The organism is Pseudomonas sp. E1BtOHC1 (assembly GCF_058744285.1).
Map to the genome: position 1 here is coordinate 3,742,676 of NZ_CP196023.1, position 17,389 is coordinate 3,760,064.

General features: G+C 65.1%; 17 protein-coding genes and 1 pseudogene. 9 read left to right on the forward strand and 9 right to left on the reverse strand.

Annotated elements, in window-relative coordinates; all coding sequences use genetic code 11:
- Positions 1 to 76: 76 nt before the first annotated feature.
- Complete coding sequence (locus tag ACSSVC_RS17250) at positions 77 to 514, forward strand: DUF3995 domain-containing protein (protein WP_346632646.1); 438 nt, start codon at positions 77 to 79, stop codon at positions 512 to 514.
- A gap of 130 nt (positions 515 to 644) precedes the next feature.
- Here the strand turns inward: ACSSVC_RS17250 and ACSSVC_RS17255 are convergent, their stop codons facing one another.
- From ACSSVC_RS17255 to ACSSVC_RS17280, 6 genes are read right to left on the reverse strand one after another with little or no spacing between them, the layout of a single operon-like run.
- The gene (locus ACSSVC_RS17255; RefSeq protein WP_446440103.1) at positions 645 to 1,013 is read right to left on the reverse strand and encodes a Na+/H+ antiporter subunit G; all 369 of its coding nucleotides are present in this window, start codon (positions 1,011 to 1,013) and stop codon (positions 645 to 647) included.
- The gene (locus tag ACSSVC_RS17260; RefSeq protein WP_016962858.1) at positions 1,010 to 1,288 is read right to left on the reverse strand and encodes a K+/H+ antiporter subunit F; all 279 of its coding nucleotides are present in this window, start codon (positions 1,286 to 1,288) and stop codon (positions 1,010 to 1,012) included. The genes ACSSVC_RS17255 and ACSSVC_RS17260 overlap by 4 nt, the downstream gene beginning before the upstream one ends.
- Complete coding sequence (locus tag ACSSVC_RS17265) at positions 1,285 to 1,773, reverse strand: Na+/H+ antiporter subunit E (protein WP_346632649.1); 489 nt, start codon at positions 1,771 to 1,773, stop codon at positions 1,285 to 1,287. Before ACSSVC_RS17265 ends, ACSSVC_RS17260 begins: the two co-directional genes overlap by 4 nt.
- A complete protein-coding gene (locus ACSSVC_RS17270; protein WP_492611055.1) occupies positions 1,770 to 3,458 on the reverse strand; it encodes a monovalent cation/H+ antiporter subunit D in 1,689 nt (562 codons plus the stop codon). Before ACSSVC_RS17270 ends, ACSSVC_RS17265 begins: the two co-directional genes overlap by 4 nt.
- Positions 3,455 to 3,799 (reverse strand): Na+/H+ antiporter subunit C, encoded by a 345-nt coding sequence (locus tag ACSSVC_RS17275; RefSeq protein WP_011060906.1) that lies wholly within the window; start codon positions 3,797 to 3,799, stop codon positions 3,455 to 3,457. The genes ACSSVC_RS17270 and ACSSVC_RS17275 overlap by 4 nt, the downstream gene beginning before the upstream one ends.
- Entirely contained in the window at positions 3,799 to 6,717 is a 2,919-nt protein-coding gene (locus tag ACSSVC_RS17280) for a monovalent cation/H+ antiporter subunit A (protein ID WP_346632651.1), read from the reverse strand. The genes ACSSVC_RS17275 and ACSSVC_RS17280 overlap by 1 nt, the downstream gene beginning before the upstream one ends.
- Before the next feature lie 223 nt (positions 6,718 to 6,940).
- On the opposite strand from ACSSVC_RS17280, the gene ACSSVC_RS17285 reads away from it, so the two are divergent.
- Positions 6,941 to 7,282, forward strand: a complete 342-nt coding sequence (locus ACSSVC_RS17285) for a hypothetical protein (RefSeq protein WP_346632652.1) — start codon at positions 6,941 to 6,943, stop codon at positions 7,280 to 7,282.
- Between the two features lie 32 nt (positions 7,283 to 7,314).
- On the opposite strand, the gene ACSSVC_RS17290 is transcribed toward ACSSVC_RS17285, so the two are convergent.
- On the reverse strand, positions 7,315 to 8,340 hold the full coding sequence (locus ACSSVC_RS17290) for a DMT family transporter (protein WP_346632653.1): 1,026 nt from the start codon (positions 8,338 to 8,340) through the stop codon (positions 7,315 to 7,317).
- Here ACSSVC_RS17290 and ACSSVC_RS17295 point away from each other — a divergent pair.
- The 7 genes and pseudogenes from ACSSVC_RS17295 to ACSSVC_RS17325 all read left to right on the forward strand — a co-directional run bounded on the left by ACSSVC_RS17295 (position 8,335) and on the right by ACSSVC_RS17325 (position 15,105).
- Positions 8,335 to 8,898: a helix-turn-helix domain-containing protein gene (locus tag ACSSVC_RS17295; RefSeq protein ID WP_317072960.1), complete on the forward strand. Its 564-nt coding sequence runs from the start codon at positions 8,335 to 8,337 to the stop codon at positions 8,896 to 8,898. The two genes, ACSSVC_RS17290 and ACSSVC_RS17295, sit on opposite strands and share 6 nt — an antisense overlap.
- 201 nt (positions 8,899 to 9,099) lie before the next feature.
- Positions 9,100 to 10,302 (forward strand): SfnB family sulfur acquisition oxidoreductase, encoded by a 1,203-nt coding sequence (locus ACSSVC_RS17300; RefSeq protein WP_446440105.1) that lies wholly within the window; start codon positions 9,100 to 9,102, stop codon positions 10,300 to 10,302.
- Positions 10,303 to 10,314: 12 nt separating this feature from the next.
- A complete protein-coding gene (locus ACSSVC_RS17305; RefSeq protein ID WP_492611056.1) occupies positions 10,315 to 10,779 on the forward strand; it encodes an acyl-CoA dehydrogenase in 465 nt (154 codons plus the stop codon).
- Positions 10,779 to 12,176 carry an LLM class flavin-dependent oxidoreductase gene (locus ACSSVC_RS17310; protein ID WP_446440106.1) on the forward strand — a complete coding sequence of 466 codons (1,398 nt, stop codon included), beginning with the start codon at positions 10,779 to 10,781 and terminating at the stop codon, positions 12,174 to 12,176. Before ACSSVC_RS17305 ends, ACSSVC_RS17310 begins: the two co-directional genes overlap by 1 nt.
- Positions 12,177 to 12,394: 218 nt before the next feature.
- Entirely contained in the window at positions 12,395 to 13,384 is a 990-nt protein-coding gene (locus ACSSVC_RS17315; protein ID WP_492611057.1) for an AMP-binding protein, read from the forward strand.
- Positions 13,385 to 13,400: 16 nt separating this feature from the next.
- Positions 13,401 to 13,640: pseudogene (locus ACSSVC_RS17320) on the forward strand (ABC transporter ATP-binding protein); the annotation flags it as partial.
- 28 nt (positions 13,641 to 13,668) lie between these two features.
- A complete protein-coding gene (locus ACSSVC_RS17325; RefSeq protein ID WP_492611058.1) occupies positions 13,669 to 15,105 on the forward strand; it encodes an FAD/NAD(P)-binding protein in 1,437 nt (478 codons plus the stop codon).
- A 150-nt stretch (positions 15,106 to 15,255) separates the two neighbouring features.
- Here ACSSVC_RS17325 and ACSSVC_RS17330 read toward each other — a convergent pair whose 3' ends face one another.
- Both ACSSVC_RS17330 and ACSSVC_RS17335 read right to left on the reverse strand, forming a co-directional pair.
- Positions 15,256 to 16,362, reverse strand: a complete 1,107-nt coding sequence (locus tag ACSSVC_RS17330) for a Gfo/Idh/MocA family protein (RefSeq protein ID WP_446440108.1) — start codon at positions 16,360 to 16,362, stop codon at positions 15,256 to 15,258.
- 229 nt (positions 16,363 to 16,591) lie between these two features.
- Complete coding sequence (locus tag ACSSVC_RS17335) at positions 16,592 to 17,359, reverse strand: SDR family oxidoreductase (RefSeq protein ID WP_102879735.1); 768 nt, start codon at positions 17,357 to 17,359, stop codon at positions 16,592 to 16,594.
- Between the last annotated feature and the right edge of the window lie 30 nt (positions 17,360 to 17,389).

Sequence of the window (17,389 nt, forward strand, 5' to 3'; positions counted from 1 at the left end):
AAGGCGACGAACGTACTTACAAAAACGAGCAATCGGGTCCATTCTTCAGCGACATTTTCAACACGGATGTCTGAACATGAATCTTCTGCTTGCACAGGGGATGTCCGGCACTTTTCTGTTCATCAGCCTGATCCATCTGTACTGGGCCGCCGGTGGCAAGCGCGGCAGCGACGCGGTGATCCCCGAAGTCCCGGGGCCGGCTCCCGGGCAGAGCCAGCCGGCGTTCCGGCCACCGGCCCTGGCCACGCTGCTGGTGGCGGTGGGGCTGTTGCTGGTGGCGATGCTGGTGTGCCTGCGGGTCGGGCTCTACCTGCCGACCGTGACCCATCCGTCCCTGCAATGGGTGATCAGCGCCATTGCCTTGCTGATGTTCGCCCGGGCCATTGGCGACTCCGAGCTGGTGGGTTTCTTCAAGCAAGTGCACGACTCGAAGTTCGCCCGTCTCGACACCCTGTTCTATTCCCCGCTGTGCGTGGTGCTGGGGGCCGGGCTGCTGGTGCTGGCCTGGGCCTGAAGGGCCGCCAGCTCGCTGCAGGCGCTGGCTTGTGTAGGAGCTGGCTTGCCAGCGAAGGCGTTTTCGAAGTCGCTGCAAGGCTCACCGGCCTCTTCGCCGGCAAGCCGGCTCCTACCTAGGGTGGCAGTGCTCAGCTGCCGGTTTCGCTGCGTTTGCTGCTGACTTCCGCCGGCACATCGTCACCGGCCATGCGCTTGCGGAACAGCGCCGCCCGGGCCAGCAGCAGGGTGGTGACCGGCACGGTGATCGACAGCAGGATCGGGATCAGCCAGGCGTGCAGCACCGGCCCGGACTTGAGCGCTGAAAAATAAAGGATCGAGGCCAGGGCCACTGTCCAGGAGCCCATGGTGGAGGCCAAGGCCGGCGGGTGCATGCGCTGGAAGTAGCTCTTCATGCGCAGGATGCCCAGGGCGCCGATCAGGGCGAAGACGCTGCTGATCACCAGCAGCACGGCCACCAGGATCTCCACCCAGAGTGGCAGTTGCTCCAGGCTGTTCATTCGATCACCTCGCCGCGCAGAAGGAATTTGGCCAGGGCGAAGGAGCCGACAAAGCCGAACAGGGCGATCAGCAGCGCCGCCTCGAAGTAGGTGTCACTGGCGTAGCGGATGCCCAGCACCAGCATCATCAGCATCGCCAGGATGTACAGGTAGTCCAGGGCCAGGACCCGGTCCTGGGCCGAGGGACCCTTGAACAGGCGCACCAGGGTCAGGACCATGGCCAGGGAAAACAGGAACAGGCTCAACAGGATCGCATTGGTCAAGAGGACGCTCATTCGAAAATCTCCATCAGCGGGCGCTCGTAGGTCGCCTTGAAGTGCTGGATGAATTGCTCTTCGTCCTGCAGATCGAAGACGTGCAGCAAGAGGATGCTGCGGTCCAGGGACAGCTCGGACCAGACCGTGCCCGGCACCACCGTGGTGATGGTGGACAGCGCCGCCAGGCCGTTGGCGTCGCGCAGGTCCAGGGGGATCTTGACGAAGGCCGAGCGCACCGGTCGGCGCCCGTTGTTGAGCACGCCCCAGGCCACGATCAGGTTGGAGACCACCACATCGCAGCCCACCCGCAGCAGCAGGCGCAGGATGGTGCCGGGGCGGCGGATGCGGATCGGCAACGGCCGCAACGGGCGCATCAGCAGCGGTGCGAGAAAGCCCAGAATCGCCCCCAGCAGCAGATTGCCGGGGCTGATGGACAGGTTCAGCACCAGCCACAGCAGCCACAGCGCCAGGGACAGGAAGGGCGCCGGAAACAGACGCTTCATGGTTGCACCTCCGCCGCCTGGGTGGCCTTGGCTTCAGGGCTGAGCACAGTGCGGGTGCCGAGTACGGCCATCACATAGTGCTCCGGGTGGTTGAGGCTGTCGGCGGTGGCCTGGGTGAAGCGCAGCAGCGGCTCGGCCTTGAAACTGAGCAGCACGCAGAGCCCGAGCAGGGCCACGATCGGCACGCACTCCAGGCGCCGCAGGACCGGCGAAGGCCGCTCCTCCGGACTCCAGAAACGCTGGATGCCCAGCCGCGCAAAGGCCACCAGCGAGGCCAGGCCGGAGAGGATCAGCAGCGCCAGGAAGCACCAGGCCGCCACTGGGATCGGCGCACCGTCGCTGACCCCCAGACCCAGGGGATTGAGCAGGGCGGCGATCAGGTTGAGCTTGCCGATAAAGCCCGACAGTGGCGGCATGCCGATGATCAGCAGGGCACAGGCAATGAAGCTCAGGCCGAGGAAAGCCATGGTCCAGGGGATCACCTGGCCGACCACCACTTGTTGCTCGTCGTCGAGGTTGCTGCCCCGGGGCGGCGGCTGCGACCCCAAGGGCCGCGGCAGGACTTCGCCTTCGTCTTCCAGGGGAATTTCAACGGCCGAGCGCGAACGCTCGATCAGCTCGGCCAGGAGGAACAGCGCGCACAGCGCCAGGGTCGAGCTGAACAGGTAGAACAGCGCCGCACCGGTGAGCGCCGGCTGGGCGAAGCCGATCACCGAGATCAGGATGCCCGCCGATACCAGGATGCTCAGGCTGGCCATGCGCTCCAGGCGCTGGGCCGGGAGAATCGCCAGGGCCGCGCAGAAGATCGTCGCCATGCCGCCGTAGATCAGCCACTGGTTGCCGAAGTAGGCCGAGGCCCCGGCCTGCCCGGAGAACAGCAGGGTCCACAGGCGCAGTACGGTATAGATCCCGACCTTGGTCATGATGGCGAACAGTGCCGCCACCGGAGCGCTGGCCGAGGAATAGGCCGGCACCAGCCAGAAGTTCAGCGGCCACATCCCGGCCTTGGCCAGGAAGGCGATGGCCAGGATTGCCGTGCCGGCATGCAGCAGGCCGCGATCGGCTTCCGGCACCAGGGGGATCTTCATCGCCAGGTCGGCCATGTTCAGGGTCCCGGTGACCCCGTAGATCATTGCCGTGCCGATCAGGAACAGCGACGAAGCCAGCAGGTTGATGGTGATGTAGTGCAGCCCCGACGATACCCGCGCCCGTCCCGAACCGTGCAGCATCAGGCCGTAGGAAGCCGCCAGCAGCACCTCGAAGAACACGAACAGGTTGAACAGGTCAGCGGTGAGGAAGGCCCCATAGAGGCCCATCAGCTGGATCTGGAACAGCGCATGGAAGCTGGCACCGGCGCTGTCCCAGCGGGCCATGGCGAACAGCAGTGCGCTGACCCCGATGATCCCGGTGAGCACCATCATCAGTGCCGACAGGCGATCCACCACCAGGACGATGCCGAAGGGTACCTGCCAGTTGCTCGGCAGGTACACGCCGAAGGAGCCGGTAGCGCCCTGGACCTGGGTCCAGTACAGCAGGTACGCCGCCAGGGCCAGGCCCAGCAGGCTGGAGAACAGGTTGATCCGCGCCTTGAGCGGGCGGTGTTTCTCCCCCAGCAGCAACATGATGGCTGCCGTCAGCAGCGGCAGGAGGATGGGGGCGACGATCAGGTGGGACAACGAACTCATTCCTTGGGCTCCCGGCCGTCGACGTGGTCAGTGCCGGTCAGGCCCCGGGAAGCCAGGAGCACCACCAAAAACAGCGCGGTCATGGCGAAGCTGATGACGATGGCGGTGAGCACCAGGGCCTGGGGCAGCGGATCGGTGTAGTGCAGCAGGTCCTGGGGCACGCCGTCCTTGACGATGGGCTCCTTGCCGATGAACAGGCTGCCCATGCTGAAGATGAACAGGTTGACCGCGTAGGACAGCAGGCACAGGCCCATCACCACCTGGAAGGTCCGCGGGCGCAGTACCAGCCAGACTCCGGAAGCGGCGAGGACTCCAATGGCGATTGCGATGACTTCTTCCATCAGGCGGCTCCGCTCTTGATCAGGGATTTGGACTGGCTGGCCGGCTTGTGGGCCCGCACCGATTGGTGCGCCAGGGCAGTGAGGATCAGCAGGGTCGCGCCCAACACCACCGCGTAAACGCCAATGTCGAAGAACAGGGCGCTGGCGATGTGGATATCGCCGAACAGCGGCAGGTCCACATGCACCGTGTGGGTGGTGAGGAACGGATAGCCCCAGGCCAGGGCGCCCAGGCCGGTGGCCAGGGCGAACAGCAGACCGGTGCCCATCCAGCGCAACGGCCGCAGGCTCATCTGGGCCTCGACCCATTGGGTGCCCGCCACCATGTACTGGAGGATGAAGGCCACCGACATCACCAGCCCGGCGACAAACCCGCCGCCCGGCAGGTTGTGCCCGCGCATGAACAGGTAGAAGGACACCACCAGGGCAATCGGCAGCAGCAGGCGCACCAGCACCGCCGGCACCATCATGAAGCCCAGGGCGGTGTCGCTGGCCTGGCGTGGGTTGACCAGATCGGTGACCACGTCCGGTGCCAGCAGACGCTGTTGCGCCGGCAACTGCATGCTTTCCTTGGGCGGGCGGAAGCGTCGCAGCAGGGCGAACACGGTCAGGGCCACGGCCGCCAGTACGGTGATCTCGCCCAGGGTGTCGAAGCTGCGGAAGTCCACCAGGGTGACGTTGACCACGTTGGTGCCGCCGCCTTCAGGCAAGGCCCGACTGAGGTAGAACGAGGAAATGTCGTTGGGAGTGGGGCGGGTCAGCATGGCGTAGGACAGCACTGCCATGCCCAGGCCCACGGCGATCGACAGGCTCAGGTCGCGCAGGCGGCGGATGCGTGCCTTGGGCACGCTGCTGGGCAGGGGCGAGACATCCTCGATCCGCCGTGGCAGCCAGCGCAGGCCGAGGAGGATCAGCACCGTGGTCACCACTTCCACCACCAGCTGGGTCAGGGCCAGGTCCGGCGCCGAGAACCAGACGAAGGTCACGCAGGTCATCAATCCGCAGACGCTAACCATGGTCAGGGCCGCCAGACGGTGGTACTTGGCCTGCCAGGCGGCGCCCAGGGCACAGGCGATGGCCAGCAGCCAGAAGGTCACGAAGACGATGGAGCCGGGGATCTTCGGCCGGTCGCCCCAGGTCAGCTGGCTGTAGAGCATGGGGATCAACCCGGCAATCACCGCTGCCAGCACCAGCACGAACAGCTGGGTCTGCAGGCGCTTGGTGCTCAGGCGCCGCTCCAGGCGCCGGGCCAGGCGGGTCATGCCCACCAGGCTGCGTTCGAACAACAACTTGCCGTTGAGACGACCCACGCCCGGCGGGTAGGCGAAACGGCCCGCCACCAGCGGCTTGTGCAGCAGCAGGTAGAGGACGATGCCGCAGGACATGGCGATCAGGCTCATGATCATCGGCGCATTCAGGCCATGCCAGATGGCCAGGCTGTACTCGGGCAGGGTCCCGCCCACGACCGGCAGCGCCGCTGCGGCCAGCAGCGGACCGATGATCTGCGCCGGGAAGATCCCCACCAGCAGGCAGGTGAACACCAGCAGTTCAACCGGGGCGCGCATCCAGCGCGGCGGCTCGTGGGGCGTGTGGGGCAGGTCGGTGGCCGGTTCGCCGAAGAACACATCGACGGTAAAGCGCAGGGCGTAGGCAACGCTGAAGGTCCCGGCGATGGTGGCGATCACCGGCAGGGCGATTTCCACCCAGGCGCTGGAATTGATGAACACCGTCTCGGCGAAGAACATCTCCTTGGACAGGAAACCGTTGAGCAGCGGCACCCCGGCCATCGAGGCACTGGCCACCATGGCCAGGGTCGCGGTGAAGGGCATCAGCTTGATCAGACCGTTGAGCTTGCGGATATCGCGGCTGCCGCTCTCGTGGTCGATGATGCCGGCGGCCATGAACAGCGAGGCCTTGAAGGTGGCGTGGTTGAGGATATGGAACACCGCGGCCACGGCCGCCAGGGGGCTGTTGAGGCCCAGCAGCAGGGTGATCAGGCCCAGGTGACTGATGGTGGAGTAGGCCAGCAGGCCCTTGAGGTCGTTCTGGAACATCGCGCAGTAGGCGCCCAGCACCAGGGTACAGGCCCCGGCGCCGCTGACGATGTAGAACCATTCTTCAGTGCCGGACAACGACGGCCACAGGCGGGCCAGGAGAAACACCCCGGCCTTGACCATGGTCGCCGAGTGCAGGTAGGCCGAGACCGGCGTCGGTGCGGCCATGGCGTGGGGCAGCCAGAAGTGGAAGGGGAACTGGGCGCTCTTGCTCAGGGCGCCCAGCAGGATCAGTGGTAACAGGACCGGGTACAGGGCGTGGGCCCGGATCTTGTCTCCGGCAGCCAACACCTGATCCAGGTCGTAGCTGCCTACCACATGGCCCAGCAGCATGACCCCCGCCAGCAGGCACAAGCCCCCGGCGCCGGTGACCATCAGCGCCATGTAGGCACCGCGGCGGGCATCGGAGCGGTGATGCCAATAGCCGATCAGCAGGAAGGAGAAGAGGCTGGTGAGCTCCCAGAAGAACACCATCTGGATCAGGTTGCCGGAGATCACCAGGCCGAGCATGGCCCCCATGAATGCCAGGAAGAAGGCGAAGAAGCGCGGCACCGGATCTTGCGGCGACATGTAGTAGCGCGCATACAGCGCCACCAGGCTGCCGATGCCCAGCACCAGCAACGAGAACAACCAGGCGAAGCCGTCCAGGCGCAGCACGAAGTTCAGCCCCAGGCTCGGCAGCCAGGTATATTCCTCGCGGATAATTCCGCCGTCGGCGATCTGCGGGTACAGCAAAGCCACCTGGATGGTGCCAATGAGTGCCACCAGACCAGCCAGCAGAGATTCGGTGTTACGTGCGTTGTGCGGCAACAGGGCCGCCAGACAGCTGCCTATGAATGGCAGAAGCAGTAGAACTATCAGGGACATAGGCTTCTAATCTGCGGAAAAGTATGACGCATAATACGTGCCAGGCCCTCGATCACCAACCGCCATGCGCGGCCCGGCCCCCCTAAGAAATGTTACATACGCTTTCAAAGGTAGGAGAGAAATGCCTGATGCGCCCGTTCACCGGGCGCTGTGGGGCCAATGTCCTGCCCAGGTCAAATCACCACAAGGATCGACAAGGGTGCACACGATAAAAGGATCGGCCATGGGCCGGCTGTTTCGACGGGGCGGTTTCGCCTTGCTGTTCACTGCCTTCGGCGCCGGTTTGGGGATAGCTGTGGAGCATTATCTCGACCGCCCCGACATGCTCAAGACCCGCCAGGCGCTGATCATCGAAGGCCCGATGGGGGATGATCGGAGCTACCGGCTGCCAGCGGGTACGGTGCTCTATTTCGATCGTGCCTTTGCCGAGGGGCACGTGCTCTACCACGCCTATTTCTATTTCCACGGCGAGCCCGAAAATGACCGGGTACTGTTGGAGCCCAAGCACAAGGGTTCGTTGACCGTCCCCACCTGGCTCTACGCCCCCGGCGACCCCGCGCTCTAGGTGCAAGACCGCCTTCGCCGGCAAGCCGGCTCCTACACGCTGTCCGCTGCCTGGTCGGTCAATGCCGGTTGATCGGCATCCGCGGCCCGGCCCTTGGGCTTCCATTCGCTGATGATCACCGCCAGCACGATCAAGGCCCCGCCCAGCAGCGCCAGTGCGGGCAGGCGTTCCCCGGCGATCCGCCCGACAATCCCGGCCCACACCGGCTCACCGGCATAAATCAGGGTGGCGCGGGTCGGCGAGACGCTTTTCTGTGCCCAGTTCATTGCCACCTGAATCGCCGCACTGGCGGCCCCCAGGCCCAGGGCGCTGGCCAGCAACAACCAGGAAAACCCCGGCAAGGCTTCCCCGGTCGGTAGCACCATGGCAAAGGCCAGCAGCGAGGTGACCGCCAGTTGCACCACCGTGACCCGGCGCACATCCACCCGCCCGGCAAAGCTGCTGATCAGGATGATTTCCGCAGCAATGGCCACTGTGCTGATCAGGGTCGCGATCTCCCCGGGGCTGAAATCCAGCGAGGCGCCGTTGGGCCCGGACAGCAGCATCAGCCCGGTAAACGCCAGCATGATGCCGATGCTCGGCAGCAGCCCCGGGCGCTTGCCCATGAACAGCCATTGCAGCAGGGGAACGAAGGGGACATAAAGGGCGGTGATAAACGCCGACTGGCTGCTGGGAATGCTTTGCAGGCCCACGGTCTGCAAGCCGTAGCCGAGCATGATGGCGGTGCCGATAAAGGTCCCGGCACGCAGTTCGAACAGGGTCAGCCCGCGCAGGTGGCGCAGTGAAAACAAGGCGACGATGCAGGCCGCCGCGGCAAAGCGCAGACCGACGAAGAACATCGGCCCGCTGACGCTCATGGCCTTCTGTACCAGCAGGAAGGTGCCGCCCCAGATCATGGTGATCAGCACAAGGACGACTTCGGCCTTGCTCAGTTTGAATTGCAATCCGCGGGAGGGTGTAGAGGTCATGGCCTTGCGTGCTACCTGGGGGGGACGCACAATGCGCCGAATGTTGGGCAGTATACTGCGCAGAACCAGGGAGTGAGCAATATAGTGCACAAAGATAATGTTCAGCGGGCTTCGGTCCTGCAACACGTCAGCCTCAATGTGCGACGCCTGCGTCATGCCGCAGGCTTGAGCCAGAGCGCTCTGGCGGAAAAGTCCGATGTCAGCCGGAGGATGCTGGTGGCCATCGAGGCGGGGGAGAAGAACGTCAGTCTCGGCACCCTGGACCGAGTGGCAGAAGCCTTGAACGTGGCCTTCAGCGACCTGATCCAGGCCCCGGATGCCCGGGACCCGAGCCGCATCAATGAACTGGCCTGGGCCGGTGCCATCCCGGGCAGCAAGGCGGTGTTGTTGGCCAAGGCCGAGGCCAGCCGTGAGGTGGAGCTGTGGGAGTGGCAGCTGGAGCCCGGCGAGGTCTATCACTCGGAATGCGATGCCAAAGGCTGGAGCGAGCAGATCTACGTCTTCGAGGGCTGCCTGACGGTGTTCTTTGGTGACACTGAACGGCGCCTGGAAAGCGGCGATTTCTTTATGTTCGCCAGTCATGTTCCCCACGGCTATCGCAATGACGGCGCCCAGGCCACGCGCTTCGTGCGCAACGTGGTGTTCTGATTGCCCTCGCGTGCAGGCCACTGTTGGCTGACCAACAGTGGTTGAACATTTTGCCTTTTTTCAGTTGATGAGCTTTCTCTAAATAACTCATTAACTTACTGATAATTAAAGAAATTATATTTAGGCACGACTCCTGCAATTGTCCTGGTAGCGAGCACCTGAACGGTGTTCATCTTGATCTTCAGGACACGGAGTCGGCCCATGACAGTCCCAGCCCAACCCTCTTGCAGTGCCCACATCATCCGCAGCGATGCCGAGGCCATCAGCGTTGCCCGGGCCCTGGCCCAGCGCTTTGCCGTGGAGGCTGCGGTGCGCGACCGCGAACGGCGCCTGCCGGTGGCGGAGCTGGACGAGTTCTCTGCCAGCGGCCTGTGGGGCATCACCATTCCCCAGGCCTATGGTGGCGCCGGGGTGTCCTACGTGACCCTGGCCGAGGTGATCAAGATCATCTCCGCCGCCGATCCATCCCTGGGCCAGTTGCCACAGAACCACCTCGGGGTGGTGGACATCCTGTTGCAAACCGCCAGCCAAGAGCAGAAACAGCACTACTTCGCCAAGGTGTTGCAGGGCTACCGCTTTGGTAACGCGTTTTCCGAGGCCGGCAGCAAGCACGTCGGCGCCTTTGAAACCCAGATCCGCTTCACCGGCGACCAGGCGCGGATCGATGGCGAGAAGTTCTACTGCACCGGTGCCTTGTTCGCCCACATTGTCCCGGCCGTGGCGGTGGATGAGCACAACCAGGCCCACATTGCCTTTATCGAGCGCCACAATCCCGGCCTGAGCGTGATCGACAGCTGGGACGGCTTCGGCCAGCGCACCACCGCCAGCGGCGGGGTCAGCCTCAAGGCCGTGCACGTACCGCGCAGCGCGGTGATTCCGGCCCATCGGGCCTTCGACCAGCCCACCGCCGACGGCCCGATCTCGCAGATTATCCAGGCCGCGGTGGACACCGGCATCGCCGTCGCCGCCCTGGAGGACGCCAAGCACCATGCCCGGCAGTCTCGGCCCTGGATCGACAGCGGCCTGGATCACGGCTGGCAGGACCCCTATACCCAGGCCGCCATCGGCGACCTGGAATGGCGGGTCCATGGCACCGAAGCCATCCTGACCAAGGCCGCCCAGGCCATCGATCAGGCCTTGCTCAAGCCCGATGAAGACAGCGTCGCCCACGCCTCGCTGCTAGTGGCCCAGGCCAAGGTGCTGTCGGCAGAAAGCGCTTTGCTCGCCGCCAGCAAGCTGTTCGAGCTGGCCGGCACCCGCTCGGTGTCGGCCAAGTACAACCTCGATCGCCACTGGCGCAACGCGCGGACCCACACCCTGCACGACCCGGCCCGCTGGAAATACCACCTGATCGGCAACTTCCTGCTCAACGGCGTCAAGCCGCCCCGTCACGCCTGGAACTGAAAGGAATCGGATATGAACGCATTGACCCACGCCTACCGCTTCCAGGCCGACCTGGCCCGCAGCAGCGATGACCTGCAACGGGCCCGCAGCCTGCTGCAGACGACCCTGGACTTCGTCCGCGACCAGGCCCGGCCCTGGGCCGGCAGCGGCCTGGACAGGGCCAGCGACGACCCGTATGTGATCAGCCGCTTTGGCGATCTGCAGATCCGCATCGAAGTGGCGGTTGCCCTGCAGGAGCGGGCCCAGCACCGGCTGCAAGAGGATCAGGACCCGGCGGAGATCGCCATCGCCCTGGCCGAGGCGGCGATCGCTGCCGCCGAGGCCCTGGTGGCGGCCGGCAACGCCGAATTTGAACTCACCGGCCAGCGCACCCCGCAGCCACAGGCCCTGCAAGACCCGCTGCGCTGGAAGTATCAACTGATCGGCAACTACCGCCTCAATGGCGTGCTACCTCAAGGTTTCAGGAGTGCTGCGTGATGTCCCGTGAAATTCGCCTCAATGCCTTCGACATGAACTGTGTCGGCCACCAGTCACCGGGGCTCTGGGCCCATCCCCGGGACCGTTCCTGGCAGTACAAGGACCTGGAGTACTGGACCGACCTGGCCAAGATCCTTGAAAAGGGCAAGTTCGACGGGCTGTTCATCGCCGACGTACTGGGCATCTACGACGTCTACAACGGCAATGGCGACGCGGCGATCCGCCAGGCGGCCCAGGTGCCGGTGAACGATCCGCTGCAATTGATTCCGCCCATGGCCCTGGTCACCGAACACCTGGGCTTCGGCCTCACCGCATCGCTGTCCTTCGAGCATCCATATCCCTTCGCTCGGCGCCTTTCCACCCTCGATCACCTGACCCGTGGCCGCGCCGGCTGGAACATCGTCACCTCCTACCTGGAGAGCGGGGCGAAGAACATCGGCCAGCAGACCCAGACCGAGCACGATGCGCGCTACGACTACGCCGAGGAATACCTGGAGGTCTGCTACAAGCTCTGGGAAGGCAGTTGGGAGGACGGCGCGATCCTGCGGGACAGGGAGCGGCGGATCTTCAGCGACCCGAGCAAGATCCACGAGATCCGCCACGCGGGCAAACACTTCCAGGTGCCGGGGATTCACCTGTGCGAGCCTTCGCCGCAACGCACCCCGGTGCTGTATCAGGCCGGTGCGTCGAGCCGGGGCAAGCAGTTCGCCGCCGAACAGGCCGAATGCGTGTTCGTTGCCGCGCCGTCCAAGGTCCTGCTGAAGAAGACCGTGGCCGACATCCGCCGCCGAGCAGCAGAGGCCGGGCGCGATCCCTCGAAGATTCTGATCTTCAACCTGCAGACGGTGATCCTCGGCGAGACCGACGCCCAGGCCAAAGCCAAGTTCGAAGAGTACAAATCCTGGGTCAGCTATGAAGGCGCCATGGCGCTGATTTGCGGATGGACCGGCATCGACTTCAGCCGCTTCAAGCCGGACGAACCCCTCAAGCATGTGCACACCAACGCCATCCAATCGGCGGTGGAGGCCTTCTCCACCGCGGACCCGAACAAGGTCTGGACCCCTCACGAACTGGCCGACTGGGTGGGGATCGGCGGCTTTGGCCCGCTGTTTGTCGGCAGTCCGGAAACCGTTGCCGACCTGCTTCAGGAGTGGGTGGAGGAGACCGATGTCGACGGCTTCAATCTGGCCTACGCACTGACCCACGAAACCTTTATCGATGCCGTGGAGCTGCTGGTGCCCGAGTTGCAGAAGCGCGGGGTCTACAAGACCGAGTACGCCCCGGGCACCCTGCGAGAGAAGCTCTTTGGCGCTGGTCCTCGGCTGCCGCTGAACCACCCGGGCAGCGCCTGGCGCGACCTCGGTACCCGGCTTCAGCCGCAGCGCGCCCGCGCCTGACCCCGGCGCTTCCCGTAGGAGCTGGCTGGCCAGCGAAGAGGCCCGCAAGACCCGCGTCCGATTTGCCAGCGCCTTCGCCGGCAAGCCGGCTCCTACCGTCCCCACTATTATTCCTGCCAGCCGTAGGAGCTGGCTTGCCAGCGAAAGGGCCCCGTAAAGCCCGTCAATATCCAGCCAGCGGTCCACCGCACGCTTTGCCAAGCCATAGAGGTCCATCCATGAGCGTGCATGAACTCAACCCCCCACCGATTGCGGATGCCCCCCCGTTCCCGGCCCGGCTGCAGTTGTCCGGCGCCCTGGAACAACTGCGCCACTGGGCCCAGGTCAGTCCGCTGGACAACGCCCTGCGCCACAAGCGCCATGGGCACTGGTACGCCTGGCGCTGGATCGATGCCCTGCGCGATGTCGAGCGTCTGGCCGACGGCCTGCGTCAGCAGGGCTTGAGCCGGCACTCAAGGCTGGCCCTGAGTGGGCTGTTCGAGCCGGACCTGCTCCTGCTGGCCCTGGCCGCCCACAGCATCGGCGCCCAGGTGCTGAGTGTCGCCGCTGATCTGCCCACTCCAGCCTTGCGCCAGGCGCTGTGGCGCCTGCAGCCGAGCCATGCTTTCGTGCAGTCGCGCCAGCAGGTCCTGAGCTGGGTCGCGGCGGGGCAAGGCAGCCTGGCTCCGCAACGGCTGATCGCCCAGCAATCCCTGCCCCGATTGCCCCCAGGCTCGCACCAGCCAGTGCTGTCGTTCAGTGAGCTGCTGGGGCCCCTCGAAACACCCCAGCGCCAGTTTTACTGGCGCCATCCACCCACGGTTGCCCAACTGTGGAGCGAGGAGGGCACGGAGTGGCAGGACGGCCTGACAGTGTTGCTGGATCAGTGGCTGAGCAGCGGCCACAGCCTGGCCTTTCCCGAAACACGGGGCTCATGCGCTCGCGACCGCCGCGAGGCGGCTCCCAGCGGCCTGCTGCTTTCGCCCTCGCGCCTGCAGCACCTGGCGGATGAAATCGAGAGTCGCCTGGCCCCGCCTGGCAGCTGGCGCCGGCGCCTGTGTGAATGGGCCATCGCCCACCCGCAACAGCCGCTGCCCCGGCTGCTCAAGCAACGGATACGCCGGCTGCTGGGTTTTGCTCGCCTGCAGTTCATCTGGCAGCCGCCCCAGGCCACGGCTCATCCTGCAACCCCGGCCTGGGTCGCCGAATTCACACGGAACATCGCATGACGCCAACCGAGCCCATCCTACTTTGGTACTGCTGGATGAACCTTCCATGGGCTTGGCGCCTATCATCGTCCAGGAGATTTTTCAGATCGTTGCCCAGCTTGATCGTGAGGCGGGAGTGAGCTTTCTGCTCGCCGAGCAAAGCATTAATCTGGCGCTCAACTACGTTTCCCATGCCTGGCTGCTGGACACCGGCCGGGTGGCCCTGCCCGGCACCGCCGAGCCACTGCTGGCGCGGGGCGATCTGCAGAACTTCTAACTGGGCAAACACTGCGCGTGAGTATTCCATGAGCCAAAACCACAGCGGACAGGCAAACCCTGCCACCCCTGATGCTGAAATTCTGATTGTCGGTGGCGGCCTCAGTGGCGCCTTGCTGGCGGCGCAATTGCTGCGCCTGCCGGGGCGGCGGCGGATTCTGGTGATCGAGCCCCGCAGCGAGCTGGGCCGGGGCGAGGCCTACAGCGCTGTCGAACTGGGGCATACCCTGAACGGTAACGCGGCACGGATGAGCGTCGATCCGGACAATGCCGACGACCTGACCCAGTGGCTGACCCGGTACATTGCCGACGGCGGCTGGCCGGAATCGCGCCTGCAGCCGGTGCCGGTCAGCGAACTGTTTCCACCTCGGGGGCTGTTTGGCGTCTATGTGCAGCAACGCCTGGCCGAGGCGCTGCAGTTGGGCCTGGAGCAGGGCTCCAGCCTGAGCCACGTGCACGGCGAAGCGATGGACCTGGACACCGACAGTCACGGTGTCTGCCTGACGTTGGCGGACGGCCGTCAGTTGCGTGGAGGGGTGGCGGTATTGGCCACGGGCATGTTCCCGGCGGCGCGCACACCGCAGACCCGATCCAGCGGCCTCAACGCCGCGGCCCTGGACCCTTGGGACGTGGCAGCCATGGCCCGTCTGGACCCCGGCGCGCGGGTGCTGATCATTGGTTCCGGGCTGACCATGGTGGACGCCGTGGTGTCCCTGGAGCAGGCCGGGCATCGCGGGCCGATCGAAGTGTTTTCCCGGCACGGTCTGCTGCCTCATGTGCGACGTCAGCCGCCGGCCTGGGTGGACTTCCTCGCCGCCGACCTCAATCTGCGCAGCCCGCGACAACTGCTGCGGGAGGTGCGGCGCCAGTGCCGCGAGGCCCAGGCCCGGGGCATCGACTGGCAAGCGCCGCTGGACACGGTGCGGGTGCATATCGGCCGATTGTGGAGCCAGGCCACGGATGTCCAGCGACGCCAGTTCGTGCGCCACGTGCGGCCGTGGTGGGAGAGCCATCACCATCGCTCACCGCCCTTGAGCGCCGAGTTGGTGGCGCGTCTGCACGCCGAGGGGCGCTTGCGGATTCATGCTGCGGCCTACCAGGGACTGGAACCTTCGGTTGCTGGTCGCCTGACGATCCGCCTGCGTTATCGCGGCACCGAGCACAGCGAACGCCTGGAGGGGGACGCACTGATCAACTCCAGCGGCATTGAATATGACTGGCGCCGGGTCGCGCGGCCCTTGCCGCAGCACCTGCTGGCCCGTGGCCTGGTTACACCCGGACCCTTGGCCCTGGGCATCAGCGCCACGGCAGAGGGTGCCGTGCACAATGCCCGTGGCCAAGCGTCCGAGCGCCTGTTCGCCATGGGACCGCCGTTGCGTGGCCTGTGGTGGGAAAGCACCGCGGTCACCGACGTCGCCCTGCAAGCCAAGGCCCTGGCCGCCCACCTTGCCAGCCACCAACCGTAGGCGCTGGCTTGCCAGCGAAGAGGCCTGCAAGATCGCCTTCGCCGGCAAGCCGGCTCCTACAAAAAAAACTCCACGGTATTGCGGCCAACCGTAGGCGCTGGCTTGCCAGCGAAGAGGCCCGCAAGATCGCCTGCGCCGGCAAGCCGGCTCCTACAGTGTCACCCAGCGCTGTTCCTGGGCGGCAATGCGGATCGCCGCCGCCAGCCGCTCCACTTCCCAGGCTTCCTGGAAGTCCGTGCCGTCGCGCCCCTGTCCACTCAGGGCCATGATCAGTTCCTGCACCTCCAGGGTCTTGAGTTCGTTGTAGCCCAACTGATGCCCCGGCGCCGGGCTGAAGGCCGCATAGCCCGGCAGCTCGGGCCCGGCCAGCAAGCGCTGGAAACCCTTCTGGCCGACCCGGTACAGGCGCAGCTCGTTCAAACGCTCCTGGTCGAAGGCGAGGGTGCCCAGGGTGCCGCTGATCTCGAAGCTCAGGTGATTTTTGTAACCATGCTTGATCCAGCTGCTGCTCAACGTACCCCGGGCACCATTGGCGAAACGCAACAAAGCGTGGACCTGATCATCCACACCAATGTGGCGCCGTTCCTGGCTGCCGGCGTGGGTCGGTCGTTGCTGATGCACCGTCTGCACATCGGCGGACACCGCCTGCAGCGGCCCCATGAGAAAGCGCGCCATGGCCAGCAGGTGGCTACCCAGGTCTGCCAGGGCGCCCCCGGCGTGCTGCGGATCGCAACGCCAGGACCAGGGCGAGTCCGGATCGGCCATGAAGTCCTCGCTGAACTCCCCCTGGAAACTCACCAGTTGCCCCAGCTCGCCCTTGCCGATCAGCTCACGGGCCAGGGTGATCATTGGATTGTGCTGATAGTTGTAGCCGACCCGAGTCACCACCCCGGCAGCCTGGGCGGCGTGGTGCATCTGCCGGGCTTCTTCGACGCTGATGGCCAGGGGCTTTTCGCAGTACACCGCCTTGCCTGCCGCCAGCGCCGCCATGGCCATGGGGAAGTGCAGGTGATTGGGGGTGGTGATGGCCACCAGATTGACTCGCGGATCGGCGATCAGATGCTGCCAGTCACTATGGGCGCGAGCAAAGCCCCAGGCCCCGGCGCAGTGTTCGGCACGCTGAGCGTCGGCATCGGCCAGCGCAGCCAGGTGCAGGCGCACCGGCAGTTCGAACACCGCGCTGACATTGCGAAACGCCAGGGCGTGGGCCCGGCCCATGAAGCCGGTCCCGATCAAGCCAATGCCAAGTTCATCCATAGCCGCACCTGCAGAATTATTGTTGTAGGAAGGTTATTTATGGAATAAATATTCGTTAATTGCAATTGGTGGAATTAAAATTTTGACGGACGCTGTAGGCGCCGGCTTGCCGGCGAAAGGGGGCGCTTGGGTTGCGCAGGGTTCAAGGCCTTCTTCGCTGGCAAGCCAGCTCCTACAGAAAATGAAAAAGGCAGCCCGGAGGCTGCCTTTTCGGTGGTGCAAGCGGACCTCAGGAGAGGAAGCCCCCATCCACGTTCAGCGAAATGCCCGTGGTGTAGCTGGAGGCGTCGCTGGCCAGGTAGAGCACCGCGCCGGCCATTTCGCTCGGGTCGGCCACGCGCTTGAGGGGGATCTGCGCCAGGGCGGTCTTGAGGATCGCGTCGTTCTTCACCAGGGCCGAGGCGAACTTGGTGTCGGTCAGGCCCGGCAGCAAGGCGTTGCAGCGGATGCCGAACGGCGCGCATTCCTTGGCGAAGACCTTGGTCATGTTGATCACCGCGGCCTTGGTCACCGAGTAGATACCCTGGAAGATCCCCGGCGAGATGCCGTTGATCGAGGCCACGTTGATGATGCTGCCGCCGCCGTTGTCGCGCATCAGCTTGCCGGCTTCCACCGACATGAAGAAATAGCCGCGGATATTGACGTCGACGGTCTTCTGGAACGCCCCCAGGTCAGTGTCCAGGACGTTGCAGAATTGCGGGTTGGTGGCGGCGTTGTTGACCAGGATGTCCAGGCGGCCGAACTGCTCGCGAATCCCGGCGAAGACCTGGCTGATCTGCTCCATTTCACCGATGTGGCAGGCAATCGCCGTGGCCTTGCCACCGGCGGCGATGATGGCGTCGGCCACGTGCTGGCAGCCTTCGAGCTTGCGGCTCGACACGATCACGTGGGCCCCTTGCTGGGCCAGGAGTTTGGCGATGGCCTCACCGATGCCGCGGCTGGCGCCGGAGACGAAGGCGATCTTGCCGTCGAGGTCGAACAACTGAGTCTTGGACATGGTTTTTCCTTGCTGGGCTGTCGAGCGCCG

Excerpts from the sequence above, each read along its gene's own strand:
- ACSSVC_RS17280 (WP_346632651.1), bottom strand. The coding sequence starts at position 6,717 with ATGTCCCTGATAGTTCTACTGCTTCTGCCATTCATAGGCAGCTGTCTG.
- ACSSVC_RS17310 (WP_446440106.1), top strand. The coding sequence starts at position 10,779 with ATGTCCCGTGAAATTCGCCTCAATGCCTTCGACATGAACTGTGTCGGC.
- ACSSVC_RS17335 (WP_102879735.1), bottom strand. The coding sequence starts at position 17,359 with ATGTCCAAGACTCAGTTGTTCGACCTCGACGGCAAGATCGCCTTCGTC.
- ACSSVC_RS17250 (WP_346632646.1), top strand. The coding sequence starts at position 77 with ATGAATCTTCTGCTTGCACAGGGGATGTCCGGCACTTTTCTGTTCATC.
- ACSSVC_RS17260 (WP_016962858.1), bottom strand. The coding sequence starts at position 1,288 with ATGAGCGTCCTCTTGACCAATGCGATCCTGTTGAGCCTGTTCCTGTTT.
- ACSSVC_RS17315 (WP_492611057.1), top strand. The coding sequence starts at position 12,395 with ATGAGCGTGCATGAACTCAACCCCCCACCGATTGCGGATGCCCCCCCG.
- ACSSVC_RS17255 (WP_446440103.1), bottom strand. The coding sequence starts at position 1,013 with ATGAACAGCCTGGAGCAACTGCCACTCTGGGTGGAGATCCTGGTGGCC.
- ACSSVC_RS17300 (WP_446440105.1), top strand. The coding sequence starts at position 9,100 with ATGACAGTCCCAGCCCAACCCTCTTGCAGTGCCCACATCATCCGCAGC.
- ACSSVC_RS17325 (WP_492611058.1), top strand. The coding sequence starts at position 13,669 with ATGAGCCAAAACCACAGCGGACAGGCAAACCCTGCCACCCCTGATGCT.
- ACSSVC_RS17275 (WP_011060906.1), bottom strand. The coding sequence starts at position 3,799 with ATGGAAGAAGTCATCGCAATCGCCATTGGAGTCCTCGCCGCTTCCGGA.
- ACSSVC_RS17305 (WP_492611056.1), top strand. The coding sequence starts at position 10,315 with ATGAACGCATTGACCCACGCCTACCGCTTCCAGGCCGACCTGGCCCGC.
- ACSSVC_RS17270 (WP_492611055.1), bottom strand. The coding sequence starts at position 3,458 with ATGAGTTCGTTGTCCCACCTGATCGTCGCCCCCATCCTCCTGCCGCTG.
- ACSSVC_RS17285 (WP_346632652.1), top strand. The coding sequence starts at position 6,941 with ATGGGCCGGCTGTTTCGACGGGGCGGTTTCGCCTTGCTGTTCACTGCC.
- ACSSVC_RS17265 (WP_346632649.1), bottom strand. The coding sequence starts at position 1,773 with ATGAAGCGTCTGTTTCCGGCGCCCTTCCTGTCCCTGGCGCTGTGGCTG.
- ACSSVC_RS17330 (WP_446440108.1), bottom strand. The coding sequence starts at position 16,362 with ATGGATGAACTTGGCATTGGCTTGATCGGGACCGGCTTCATGGGCCGG.